We start from the raw sequence: 12184 nt of genomic DNA, 5'->3' as shown, positions 1-12184 counted from the left end.
GCCATACCCGGTGTCTCTGGATCTCTGGACCTTACGACTGGCCCGTCCAACCCACACAACAACGTAGGACCGGCTGAGGGCCCGGACGCGGGTGGACGCGGGTACGGGCCGCCGGCGCCGGCGTCTAGCCGTTCAGTACGGCGGCCCGTACGCACAGGACGTCGGGGAGGTGCTCGGCCAGCAACTGCCAGCTGTTCCCGTCGTCCTGGCTGGCGTACAGCTCGCCGTTGCGGTTCCCGAAGTAGATTCCGGCCGGGTCCGCGTCGTCCGTGCAGAGCGCGTCCCGCAGCACCGTGCCGTAGTGGTCCCCTGACGGCAGGCCCTTCGTCAGGGGCTCCCAGGTCGCGCCCGCGTCCTGGGTCCGGAAGACCTGGCAGCGGTGCTCCGCCGGGACGCGGTCGATGTCGGCGTTGAGCGGGAAGACGTAGGCGGTGCCGGGCCGGTGCGGGTGGGCGGCCACCGCGAAGCCGAAGTCGGAGGGCAGGCCGGCGCCGATGTCCGTCCAGTGGGTCCCGGCGTCGTCGCTGCGGTACACGCCCCAGTGGTTCTGCAGGTACAGCCGGTCGGTGTCCCCCGCGTCCTGGGCGATCTTGTGCACGCACTGGCCAAACTCGGGATCCGGATCGGGCAGGAACACCGCCGAGACCCCGTGGTTGGACGGGGCCCAGCTCGCCCCGCCGTCCGTGGTCCGGAACACCCCGGCCGTGGAGACCGCCACCGTGACCAGGTCAGGGTCGCCCGGGTCGGTGATCACCGTGTGCAGGCCTTCGCCGCCGCCGCCCGGGACCCACTTGTCCCGGGTCGGGTGTTCCCACAGGGGGCGGACCAGCTCGAAGGACTCGCCGCGGTCGGCCGAGCGGAACAGCGCGGCCGGTTCGGTCCCCGCGTAGACCACGCCGGGGGCCTCCGGGCCGGCCGGATGGAGCTGCCAGACCCGCTCCAGGGAGGCTCCGGTGTCCTCGGGGAACTTCACGGCGGCCGCGGCGGGCTCCTGCCAGGTCGCGCCCAGGTCGTCGGAGCTGAAGACGGACGGCCCCCAGTGGGTGCTGTCCCCGGCGACCAGGAGCCGGGGCGCGCCGCCGCGCCGGTCGATGGCGACGGCCGAGACCGCCTGGGCGTTGAACTGCGGCTCGCCGAACTCCCAGGTGCCGCCGGAGCCCAGGCGGCCGATGAACAGTCCCTTGCGGGTCCCCGCGAGCAGTACCACGTCGGTCATGGCCGACACCTCCGGACGTCTTTGTCCTGCACGGCAGCTTTTCCGCCAGTCTGCACCCGACCACTGACAGGGGCAGGTCGCGGCGCGCGAGTCCGCCCCCGTCGTACGAAAGGTCTCGTAGTACGAGAGATTTCGTAGTACGGTGAATCTCGTACTTAGCGGCCGGTTCCCCGGTGCGCTTCCAGCCGCCGCCCTTGGAGACCCCTCATGAGTGCTGCTCCCGTTTCCTTCGCCGCCCTGTTCCAGCCGTGGACCATCCGCTCGGTCACCGTCCCGAACCGGGTGTGGATGGCAGCGATGTGCCAGTACAGCGCCGAGCCCTCCGGTCCCGAAGCCGGGGTCGCCCACGACTGGCACTTCGCGCACTACGCGGCCCGCGCCACCGGCGGCACCGGCCTGATCATCCAGGAGGCCACGGCCGTCGCGCCCGAGGGGCGGATCTCGCCGTACGACCTCGGCATCTGGAACGACACGCAGGTCGAGGCGCTGCGCCGGATCACCGACTTCGTGAAGAGCCAGGGCGCGGTCCCCGGCATCCAGCTCGCTCATGCCGGCCGCAAGGCCTCCGTCGACCGTCCCTGGAAGGGCGGGCGGCCCGTCGGACCCGAGGCGCACGGCTGGCGGCCCAGCGCCCCGAGCCCCGTGCCGTTCTCCGCGGACCACCAGGTCCCGCACGAGCTGACGGTCCGGGAGATCCGGGACGTCGTGGAGCAGTTCGCGGCCGCCGCCCGGCGCTCGCTCGCCGCGGGCTACCAGGTCGTCGAGGTCCACGGCGCCCACGGCTACCTGATCGGCGAGTTCCTCTCCCCGCACGTCAACAAGCGCACCGACGAGTACGGCGGCTCCTTCGAGAACCGCACCCGCCTCGCCCTCGAAGTCGTCGACGCAGTACGGGCGGTGTGGCCCGAGGAGCTGCCGCTGTTCTTCCGCATCTCCGCCACCGACTGGCTGGAGGAGGACGGCTGGACCGCGGACGAGACGGTCCGGCTGGCCGGGCTGCTCGAGGAGCACGGCGTGGACCTCCTCGACGTCTCCACCGGAGGCCTCGCCCCCGGCGTGACGATCCCGGTCGGCCCCGGCTACCAAGTGCCCTTCGCGGCCCGGGTCAAGGCCGAGACCACCCTCCCGGTCGCCGCCGTGGGCCTGATCACCGAACCGGAGCAGGCCGAGAAGATCCTGGCCAACGGCGAGGCCGACGCCGTCCTGCTGGGCCGCGAACTGCTGCGCGACCCGTTCTGGGCCCGCCGCGCGGCCGCCGAGCTCGGCGCGGAGATCCGTACGCCCGAGCAGTACCACCGCTCCTGGTGAACCGGTGCGGCGCGGGGGACGGGGGTCCCGCGCCGCACCCGCCGTTCGGCTCCGCTCCTACGATGGTTCTCGTACGATGGAGGCGGAGACCAGGCATCACCCAGCGAGTGGAGTACGGACATGACGGAACGTGACGCGGCCCGTGTCCTCGCCCACCCCGAGGCCGCCGAGATCCGGCTCGAAGGGGTCCTGCACGCCCTCTCGGACCCGGTCCGGCTGTCCATCGTCCGCGATCTCGCGGCCACGGACGCCGAGTTGGCCTGCTCTTACTTCGAGCTCCCGGTCACCAAGTCCACGACCACGCACCACTTCCGCGTCCTGCGCGAGAGCGGTGTCGTGCGCCAGTGCTACCGCGGCACGGCCAAGCTGAACGGGCTGCGCCGCGCCGAGCTGGCGGAGCTGTTCCCCGGGCTCCTCGACGGCGTCCTCGCGGCGGCCGCCGCCGAGGAGACGCGCGACCGGGCCTGACGGCCGGGCCGGAGTCCGAAGGCCGGCCAGGAGTCCGAACCAGGAGTCGGAACCAGGAGTCCGAACCAGGAGTCCGAACCAGGAGTCGGAACCAGGAGTCGGAACCAGGAGTCCTGGCCGGAGATCAGTCCGTGCCGCCCGCCGCGGCCAGCAGGCCCGCCCAGTCCGGGATCTTGACGGAGCGCCGGCCCAGGGACCGCCCCAGTTCCGCCTCCGCCGTCTCGATGGCCAGCCACCCCGGCCACCGGACCGGTCGCAGCCCCGCCTCCCGCAGGGCCTCCAGCGGGTCCGGCTCCCGGTCGCGCCGGGCCAGCGCCCCCGCGTCCTGGAGCAGGGAGGAGGCCGTCTCCTTCGCGCAGGGCCGGTTGGTGCCGATGACCCCGGTCGGGCCGCGCTTGATCCAGCCCGCCACGTACTCGCCGACCGAGGCACGTCCCTCCCGGAGCACCCGGCCCGCCGCGTGCGGGACCGTACCGCGCCGCTCGTCGAAGGGCAGCCCGGGCAGCGGCACGCCCTGGTACCCCACCGAGCGCAGGACCAACTGCGCCGGGACGTCCTCGTAGACCCCCGTACCGGTGACCCCGCCCAGGCCGTCGGGAGCCGTCCGCTCGAACCGCATCCCGGTGACCCGGCCGTCCGGCCCGCCGAGCACCTCCACCGGGCGCAGGAAGAACCGCAGGGCGATCCGCCGGTCCCCGCCGCTCGCCGGAGCCGCCGCCCAGCCGCGCAGCACCTCCACGTTGCGCCGGTTCACCGCGGGCAGGGCCGCGCCGGGCTCCGCGTACGCCGGGTCGAGGGCCAGCTCCGCCGGGTCCGCCAGTGCGTCCACGCCCGGCAGCGTGCCCAGCTCGCGCAGCTCCTTCGTGGTGAACTTGCCCTGCGAGGGACCGCGTCGGGCCACCATGTGGACGGCGCGCACCCCGCTGGCGCCGAGCGCCCCCAGGGCAGGCTGCGGCATGTCGGTGGGGGTCAGCTCCGGCACACCCCGGGCCAGGATCCGCGTCACGTCGACCGCCACGTTCCCGGCGCCGACCACGATCGCGGAATCCACCCCGGGCAGCCCGAAGGCCTCGGCCGCGGCGTCCGGATGGCCGCTGTACCACGCCACGAAGGCCGTGGCGGAGTGCACCCCGGCGAGGTCCTCGCCGGGGATGCCGAGCATCCGGTCCCTGGCCGCGCCCACGCAGTACACCACCGCGTGGTACAGCTCCAGGAGCCGGGCGGTGGGCAGCGCGTCCCCGCCGACCTCGACGTTCCCGAGGAAGCGGATCCGCTCGTCCTCCAGCACGGTGCGCAGGCTGCCCTGCAGGGACTTGATCTTCTCGTGGTCGGGGGCCACCCCGTAGCGCACGAGGCCGTACGGAGCCGGCAGCCGGTCGAGCACGTCGACCCGGATGCCCGGCACCTCACGCTGCTGTACGAGTGTCTGTGCGGCGTAGACCCCGCTGGGGCCCGATCCGACGACGGCGATACGAAGCACGGCGGAGCTCCTCCCGCAGGTGTTCCCAGCATGCCACCGGGTGCCGGGGCCGTCAGCCCATCGCGCGCATCCGGTGGATCTCGGCGCTCTGGGTGGCCGCCACCTCGTTGGCCATCTCCTCCACGGCGGTGTTGTTGCCCGAGGCCAGGACCTCGCCCGCCATCTTCAGGGCGCCCTCGTGGTGGGCGGTCATCAGAGCGAGGAAGAGCCGGTCGAAGTCCGGCCCCCTGGCCGCGGCCAGCTCCTCGAGCTGCTGCCCGGTGGCCATGCCGGGCATCGTCTCGTGGTCGTGGCCTCCCGGGCCGGCGCTGGGCGCCGGGTTGCGGGCCGCCCATCCCTCCATCGCGCCGATCTCGGGCTTCTGCGCGGCCGCGATCCGCTCGGCGAGCCGTTTGACCCCGTCGGCCGCGGCCCGGTCCGGCGCGAGGGCGCTCATGGTCAGCGCCTGCCCGTGGTGTTCGATCATGTTCCGCACGTACGCTCGGTCCGCCGCGTTGGGGGTGTCGTCGGGCAGCTCCTTCGCCGCCTGTTCGGGGGAGATGGTGCGCGCCTTCTCGCCGGGTTTGCCGGGGGCGATCACCATCGGCTTGCCGTCGGCGGCCGCGCCGTCCGTCCCGCCGCCGTCCGTGCAGCCGGTGAGGGGGAGCAGGAGCCCTGCGGTCAGGGCCGCTCCGACGATTCGCCCGAGTGAGACTTTCGCCATGTCCATGCAAAGGACCATACTGCCGGGGTCCGCGTTCCGTTCCCACCACGGGCGGAACCGATCGGACTCATGGGAGGGCACAGTGACCTCGATGCACACCAGCAGACGGCGCGGATCCCTGGGAGTGGCCGCAGCCGCGGCCGGACTCCTCACCACGTTACTGGCGGCCGGACCCGCGGCCGCCACCCCCGACCCGGGAGACCTCCTCCCGGGCGCGGGTACGTCGCATAGCGCCGCCACCGCGGCCGACGCGGGCCGGGAGCTGGCGCCGGGCGAGATACCGGGCCAGGACGAGATCGTCCACAGCCGGAACATCAAACCCCTGGCCAACATCCCCAGTTCCAACCCGACCGTCATCAACTCCGACATGGCGTTCCAGGGCAAGTACGCCTACGCGGGCAACTACAACGGCTTCACGATCTATGACATCGGCAACCCCAAGGCGCCGAAGAAGGTCACCGAAGTGCTGTGCCCCGGCGGGCAGAACGACATCTCGGTCGACGGGGACCTGCTCTTCCTGTCCACCGACTCCTCGCGCAGCGACGACTCCTGCAACAGCGTCTCGCAGCCCGCCACGGAGAAGTCCTCGTGGGAGGGCATCAAGATCTTCGACATCAAGGACAAGAAGAACCCCAAGTACATCAAGTCCGTCGAGACCCCGTGCGGCTCCCACACCCACACGCTGGTGCCGGGCGGCCGGGACGCCTACCTCTACGTCTCCTCGTACAGCCCGAACGACGCCTTCCCCGACTGCAAGCCGCCGCACGACGGCATCTCGGTCGTGAAGGTCCCCAAGAAGAGCCCGACGCAGGCCGCGGTCGTGGCCTTCCCGATCCTCTTCCCGGACGGCGGCAACCCGGGCAGTCCCACCAATCCCGGCGTCTCCAAGACCACGGGCTGCCACGACATCACCGTGCTGCCCTCCAAGAACCTCGCCGCGGGCGCCTGCATGGGCGACGGCATCCTCTTCGACATCAGCAAGCCCGAGGAACCGCGCGTCATCGACCGGGTCCAGGACAACGTGAACTTCGCCTTCTGGCACTCGGCCACCTTCAACGAGCGGGCGAACAAGGTGGTGTTCACCGACGAACTGGGCGGCGGTGGCGGCGCCACCTGCAACGAGGCCACCGGCCCCACCCGGGGAGCCGACGGCATCTACGAGATCACCGGCCGCGGTGACCAGCGCAAGCTCGTCTTCAAGAGCTACTTCAAGATCCCGCGCCTGCAGGCCGACACCGAGAACTGCGTGGCCCACAACGGCTCGCTGATCCCGGTCGGCGGCGGCCGCGACATCATGGTCCAGGCCTGGTACCAGGGCGGCATCTCCGTCTGGGAGTTCACCGACTCAAGCAGCCCGAAGGAGATCGCCTACTTCGAGCGGGGCCCGCTGACCACCGACAAGCTCGGCCTCGGCGGATCCTGGTCCGCGTACTACTACAACGGGCACATCTACTCGAACGACATCGTCAAGGGCCTCGACGTGCTGCGGCTCGACGACTGGCGCACCGACAGCGCCAAGTGGGTGTGGCTGGACCGGCTCAACGTGCAGACCCAGCCCGTCTACCACTAACGGGGCGAGGGAAACGTTCCGCCGGGCGGTCCGCCGTCCGGCGGGACACCCGACTCCCAGTCCAGCCCGTACCGCTGGAACAGCTCGGCCCGCAGCCGGGCCGCCGGCATCGGCGCGCCCGGCAGCAGGACCGCCACCACCGCGCCCATCAGCAGCGCCCGCAGCAGCGGGTAGTCGGTGTCCACGTTCGCCGATCCGTACCGTAGGACGGTGTCCCGCAGCAGCTCCGCGAGCCGCTGCTGCTCGGCGCACTGGACGAACCCCTCCGCCTGCAGGATCCCCGCCATGTGGGTCCGCATCAGCCGGGGCTGGTCCCCGGCCAGCCCGAGGATCGCGTCGATGGCCCGGGCCAGGCGCTCCCGGCCGGCGTCGGGTCCCTCGGGCCGCGGCTCCCGCTCCAGCGCCGCTTCCAGGGTGAGGTGCATCAGCCGGTGCACGGCGGACTGCAGGAGCTGGCGCTTTCCCGGGAAGTAGTACGACACCAGGCCGCGGGCGGCTCCGGCCCGGTCGGCGATGTCCCCGAGCGTGGTGGCCTCGAAGCCGCGCTCCGCGACCAGCTCGACCGTGGCCTGCAGCAGCCGCTCCCGGGAACGCCTGCGCAATTCTTCATTGACCGATGCGCTGCGCGGGGACATGCTTGCTCCTGCGTTGACTGGCTCTGAGCCAGTATACTCAGCGCACCGGACCGCCTGCTCTGGGCGACACGGGGGATCGCCCAGAGCAGGCACCGTCCGAGACCGTGACCGTCAGGGCCACGAGCACCGAGCCCAGCAGCCAGCCCCCCAGGACGTCCGAGAACCAGTGGACGCCGAGGTAGACCCGGGTGAAGCCGACTCCGAGGACCGAGACCGCGGCCAGGAGCAGCGCCAGGGCCGGGACGGACCGCGTGAACGGGCGCGCGGACGGGCGCGCGGACGGGCGCGGGAACGGCCCTGGGGACCGGCGCGCGACCAGCCACACCAGCAGACCGCAGACCACCGTCGCCGTCAGTGCGTGTCCCGACGGATAGGCGGCGTAGTCCGCCGAGTCGACCGGATCCGGCCATACCGGCCGCTCCCGCCCCACCAGGACCTTCAGCCCTTGACTGACCGCCGTGGCCGCGAGGGTGGCGAGGGCGATCCGCAGCGCGCACCGGCCCTCGCCCCGCCACCACAGCCACACGCAGGCCGCGCCGGCCAGGGCCCGCATGCTCCACGGATCCCAGACCCAGTCGGTGAGCACCCGCATCAGCCGGGTGACCGCGGGATGGGAGACGGCGTGGGAGTGCAGCCCCCGGGCGATCCGGCCGTCGAAGGACAGGAGGGGGCCCCAGCCGACGGCCACCAGGACCGTCAGCACGGCCGCCGCGGCGGACAGCGCGCACACCAGTGGGGTCCACAGCCGTACGTGATCGCTCCGCATCCGCCGATCCTCGCACCCGCCGGCGCCGACGCTCCGCAAGGGCGACGGCCCCGCCACCCCCGGCGGGCGGCCCTCAGGCGAGCGCGCCCAGCCCCGGTCCGAACGCCACCAGCAGCGGAATCGCCGGAGCCAGCGCCGCCAGGGCCGTCAGCCGCATCCGGCGCACGGCCGACAGGCGGGGCGCGGCCGCCAGCAGCCGCCGGACCCGCTCGGGAACGTGCGCGTCCGGCGCGGGGGACGGACCGAAGACCCCGCGGTCCTCGTTCAGGCCGATCAGGGCCAGGGCGGTGGTCAGGCGCCCGTACCGCCGCGAGGCCACGTCGTCGGCCGCCAGCTCCACCAGCCGGTGCATCTGCGCCTCGAACGCGGCGAAGACCGGTACCCGCGGGAACCCCCCGGACAGCGCCCGCGAGCAGTGCAGCAGCCAGTCGTGCCGGGCCGCCGCGTGCCCCTGCTCGTGGGCCAGTACGGCGTCCAGCTGACTCCCCTTGAGCCGGCCCAGCGCCGCCGTCGTGACCACCAGCCGCGGGGCCGGACCCGGCAGCCACCAGCTGTCGGGCCGCTGCCCCTCCAGGACCACGAGCCGCGCCCCGGAGGCCTGCTCCCCGGGCAACAGGGGGGCCAGCAGCGACAGTTCGGCGCCCTGCGCGCGGCGCCGGGCGCGGGCCCGCAGGATTTCCCGGGCCAGCATCGCGCCGGTCCACAGCCCGCCGCCCGCCAGCGCGACGGCGGTGCCCGCGGCCCAGAGCCCGCCCGCGGCGTCCAGCGCGTAGGCGTCGACCACGCCGTGCGGAGCCGCGGCGAACAGCCCGCCCCGTACGGCCTGCCAGGCGGCGGCCGCGCTCAGCAGCATCGACAGCGCGAGGCACAGCAGGACGGCGCCCACCACGCACTGCCAGGTCCACAGGGCCACGACGGGTTCACGCTCGGGCCATCGGGCCCGGGCCAGCAGGCGGGGCGCGAGCACCGCGGTCAGGGCGCCGAGCAGCAGGAGAACGGCGGGGACCATCATGGGCCTCAGCCTAGGAGCGTGCGACTACCTGCGGGTATGGTCCGGGCCAAGGGTGACGGATGACACGTTTGCCCGGCCCGCCCGCGGGCCTCACATCGTGAGCAGCATCGCCAACATCCCCATTCCCATGGCCAGTCGGCAGGCGCGGATCACTTCCGCCGGTCCGGCGGGAGCTCCGGAGCCGCCCGCGCCGGGCGCGCCGCCCGTGCTGCGCGCGCCGCCCGCGCCCCCGACCGTGACCAGCCGGGCGCCGCCCAGCACCACGTACCCGGCGTAGTAGACGAGCAGCAGGCCCGTGAGCAGCGGCAGCCCGGCGCCCTGTCCGTGGGCGTGGGCGGAGGACCCCGCACCCGTGCCGGTCCCCGCGGCCAGCGCCATGTAGACCATGGTCAGCGACCCCACCAGATGGTGCGCGTGGTGCGGTCCGCCGCGCAGCAGCCACAGTGCGTGCAGCGCCGCCCCGCAGAAGACCACGCCCAGCACGGGCGCCTGCCAGCCGCCGCCCAGCCGGAGCGGCACCGCCATCAGGGCCATGCCGAACCCCATCGCCGCCTCCCCGGCCGCCGCTCCGCCGCCGGCTCTGCCCGCGCGCCGCAGACAGTACGCACCGCTCGCCGCGCAGAGCAGGACCAGGAGCCAGGCGGAGACGGAGGTGGAGAGGGACGTGGCGGGACCGTGCACGGCGGAACCTCCCGGTTCGTCGGCTTCACCGGAAGAGATGCCCCCTTCACACGGCCATCACGCCGGGCGGGGTTAGGCTCTGCGTGACCACCGCACGCAGCACGTCGCACGACCTCGCGCAGAACGGAGCCCTCGATGCCGAGCGCCGCCCCCCACGTCCTGACCTACCGCAGCGCCGTGGAGGCGGACATCCCGGCGCTCGTGGCGCTCGTGGAATCGGCGTACCGGGGAGACTCGAGCCGCGGGGGATGGACCACCGAGGCGGACTTCCTGGACGGTCAGCGGACCGACGCCGAGGACGTGGCCCGGATCGTCGGGCACCCCGAGGGCATGCTCCTCGTCGTGGAGCGCGCCGGCGAGATCGTCTCCTGCTGCCACCTCGAACACCGGGGTGACCACGTCTACTTCGGCATGTTCGCCGTCCGCCCCGGACAGCAGGGCGGCGGACTGGGCAAGGAGGTCATGGCGGAGGCCGAGCGCCGCGCCCGCGAGCAGTGGGCGGCCAAGGAGATGCGGATGACCGTGATCAACGTACGGGAGGAGCTCATCGCCTTCTACGTGCGCCGTGGTTACGAGCGCACCGGCGAGACGAGCCCCTTCCCCTACGGCGACGAGCGGTTCGGCGTCCCGCTCCGCGACGACCTGGCCTTCGAGCTGCTGGTCAAGCCGCTGTAGGCATGGGGGCGGACGGGGCGGGGAGGTGCCCGCGGGCCCGTCCGCCGCCTTGCCGTCCGCCGCCTTGCCGTCTACCGCCCCGCCGTCTACCGCCCCGCCGTCCGCCGCCCCGCCGTCCGCCGCGCGCGGTCCTCAGGCGGTGAAGCGGCCCGTGGAGCGGATCTCGGGGAAGTCGGTGAGCACGCCGTCGAGTTCGAGGGCCCGCGCGAGGCGCAGCCGCTCCAGCGTGTTGACCGTCCACCCCGTCACGCGCAGTCCGGCCTCGTGCGCCGACTCCACGGTGTGCAGGGTGAGGTGGCCGATGTTGAGGGCCACCGTTTCCGCGCCCGCCAGGGCCGCCCGGGCGACGACCTCCCCGGCCTCGGCGGGGGTCTGGTCCGCGTAGAGCACGGTCCGTACGCCCGGCACCAGCCGGGCCGCCTCCACGAGCACCTCGTCGCGGAGGGAGGCCACTTCCACCCGGCCGGTCAGATCGCGGCGCAGCAGCAGCTCCGCGAACGACCCGACGGCGGCGAGGTCGTGGACCTGGATCCGCAGCGGGGCGCGGACCGCGTCGAGGACCTCGTCCAGGACCGGCACGTGTTCGCCGTCCCCGGCGTCCAGCTCGCGCAGTTCGGCCAGCGTCAGATCGGCCACGGCTCCCGAACCGTCGGTGGTCCGGTCGACCTCGGCGTCGTGCAGGACGACGAGGGCGCCGTCCTTGCTGAGCCGCACGTCCAGCGCGACGACGTCCATACCGGAACGTTCCGCGCGGACGAACGACCGCAAGGTGTTCTCCGGTTCGACACCCATGACCCCGCGGTGCCCGATGGTGAGGAAAGTCAAGGTTCTCATCCTTCCGTCGACGGCGGCTCCCCGCGCGGTCGCGGTGTCCCGACCGGCCGCGCGCGATGTGAGGACGCATGCTAGTGCGCCCCGCATGCGATGGAACCGCCTGTGCGGGGCCTTCGCAACGCCGTCCGGCCGCTTCCCGACGGGCCCGCCGGGGGCTGGGGAGCCCCCCGCGCGGCCCGCGCGGTCACCCGGGGGTGGGCGCGTCCCCGCCGGCTTGACGTTCCTGCCCGCCGAGGCCCTCCAGGTCCGCCAGCAGCTCCCGCGTCAGCTCCAGTTCGGCCAGGTGCTGGCGCTCGCTCCAGCGCAGGGCGAGCACCGGGAAGGCCCAGTCGGGCTCGGCGGCCGCGTGCGCCATGGCCTCCCGTACGGAGGCCAACTCCTCGGTGGTGCGCTCCAGATGCTCCGTCACCATCCCGCGCAGCCGCTCCGGTTCGGCCAGGTGGCCGAGCCAGACCCGCAGCAGCAGCCCGTGCTTGAGCACTGGGGGACCCGCCTCGGCGACGTCCGAGGCCCAGCCGGCCAGCGCGCCCCGCCCGGCGGGGGTGATGCCGTAGCGGCGCTTGGCCCGCGCCTCCTCGGGCCCCGAGCGCACGGAGGCCGCGTAGCCCAGTTCCTCCAGGCGGCGCAGTTCGGCGTAGATCTGGCTGATGGCCGGGGACCAGTAGAAGAAGCGCAGCGAGGAGTCCGCCCACTTCTTCAGCTCGTAGCCGGTCCGCTCCCCGGGGAAGGACAGCAGACCGAGAACCGCCCACGCGGTCGGTGGGAGCTCTTGCTTCTTCGACGTCTGACTACTAGTCATATTCCGAATAGAAGTGAGACCGGGTACGGGACGCAAC

The 12184-nt window shown here is 73.2% G+C and carries 13 protein-coding genes; 4 read left to right on the top strand and 9 right to left on the bottom strand.

Translation table 11 applies throughout. The features are described from left to right. Positions 1-124: 124 nt before the first annotated feature. Positions 125-1216: a sialidase family protein gene (locus tag MTF69_RS41660; protein ID WP_243342038.1), complete on the bottom strand. Its 1092-nt coding sequence runs from the start codon at positions 1214-1216 to the stop codon at positions 125-127. 207 nt (positions 1217-1423) lie between these two features. Here MTF69_RS41660 and MTF69_RS41655 point away from each other — a divergent pair, with 207 nt between their 5' ends. Then, complete coding sequence (locus tag MTF69_RS41655) at positions 1424-2524, top strand: NADH:flavin oxidoreductase/NADH oxidase (RefSeq protein ID WP_243342037.1); 1101 nt, start codon at positions 1424-1426, stop codon at positions 2522-2524. Between the two features lie 120 nt (positions 2525-2644). Further along, entirely contained in the window at positions 2645-2992 is a 348-nt protein-coding gene (locus MTF69_RS41650; RefSeq protein ID WP_243342036.1) for a helix-turn-helix transcriptional regulator, read from the top strand. Positions 2993-3116: 124 nt separating this feature from the next. Here MTF69_RS41650 and MTF69_RS41645 read toward each other — a convergent pair whose 3' ends face one another. Together MTF69_RS41645 and MTF69_RS41640 are read right to left on the bottom strand one after the other, a co-directional pair. Next, positions 3117-4472, bottom strand: a complete 1356-nt coding sequence (locus tag MTF69_RS41645) for an FAD-dependent oxidoreductase (protein WP_243342035.1) — start codon at positions 4470-4472, stop codon at positions 3117-3119. Positions 4473-4524: 52 nt separating this feature from the next. Next, positions 4525-5181: a DUF305 domain-containing protein gene (locus MTF69_RS41640; protein WP_243342034.1), complete on the bottom strand. Its 657-nt coding sequence runs from the start codon at positions 5179-5181 to the stop codon at positions 4525-4527. 85 nt (positions 5182-5266) lie between these two features. Between MTF69_RS41640 and MTF69_RS41635 the strand changes: the two genes are divergently transcribed. Beyond that, positions 5267-6745 carry a hypothetical protein gene (locus MTF69_RS41635; RefSeq protein ID WP_279346892.1) on the top strand — a complete coding sequence of 493 codons (1479 nt, stop codon included), beginning with the start codon at positions 5267-5269 and terminating at the stop codon, positions 6743-6745. Here MTF69_RS41635 and MTF69_RS41630 read toward each other — a convergent pair. From MTF69_RS41630 to MTF69_RS41615, 4 genes are all read right to left on the bottom strand, one after another. Next, on the bottom strand, positions 6742-7380 hold the full coding sequence (locus MTF69_RS41630; RefSeq protein ID WP_243342032.1) for a TetR/AcrR family transcriptional regulator: 639 nt from the start codon (positions 7378-7380) through the stop codon (positions 6742-6744). The genes MTF69_RS41635 and MTF69_RS41630 overlap by 4 nt on opposite strands. Positions 7381-7417: 37 nt before the next feature. Next, complete coding sequence (locus MTF69_RS41625) at positions 7418-8146, bottom strand: phosphatase PAP2 family protein (RefSeq protein ID WP_243342031.1); 729 nt, start codon at positions 8144-8146, stop codon at positions 7418-7420. A gap of 73 nt (positions 8147-8219) precedes the next feature. After that, positions 8220-9158 (bottom strand): M56 family metallopeptidase, encoded by a 939-nt coding sequence (locus tag MTF69_RS41620; RefSeq protein ID WP_243342030.1) that lies wholly within the window; start codon positions 9156-9158, stop codon positions 8220-8222. Between the two features lie 90 nt (positions 9159-9248). Continuing rightward, positions 9249-9839 (bottom strand): DUF5134 domain-containing protein, encoded by a 591-nt coding sequence (locus tag MTF69_RS41615; protein ID WP_243342029.1) that lies wholly within the window; start codon positions 9837-9839, stop codon positions 9249-9251. Positions 9840-9974: 135 nt separating this feature from the next. Here MTF69_RS41615 and MTF69_RS41610 point away from each other — a divergent pair, with 135 nt between their 5' ends. Beyond that, entirely contained in the window at positions 9975-10514 is a 540-nt protein-coding gene (locus MTF69_RS41610) for a GNAT family N-acetyltransferase (protein WP_243342028.1), read from the top strand. 132 nt (positions 10515-10646) lie between these two features. On the opposite strand, the gene MTF69_RS41605 is transcribed toward MTF69_RS41610, so the two are convergent. Further along, positions 10647-11339, bottom strand: a complete 693-nt coding sequence (locus tag MTF69_RS41605) for a glycerophosphodiester phosphodiesterase family protein (RefSeq protein WP_243342027.1) — start codon at positions 11337-11339, stop codon at positions 10647-10649. 193 nt (positions 11340-11532) lie between these two features. Then, positions 11533-12147, bottom strand: a complete 615-nt coding sequence (locus MTF69_RS41600) for a PadR family transcriptional regulator (protein ID WP_243342026.1) — start codon at positions 12145-12147, stop codon at positions 11533-11535. Positions 12148-12184: the final 37 nt, after the last annotated feature.

This window comes from Streptomyces sp. AP-93, assembly GCF_022808175.1.
GTDB lineage: Bacteria > Actinomycetota > Actinomycetes > Streptomycetales > Streptomycetaceae > Streptomyces.
The sequence above is the reverse complement of the archived record's forward strand: the minus strand, read 5'-3'. Positions and strand labels throughout refer to the sequence as shown.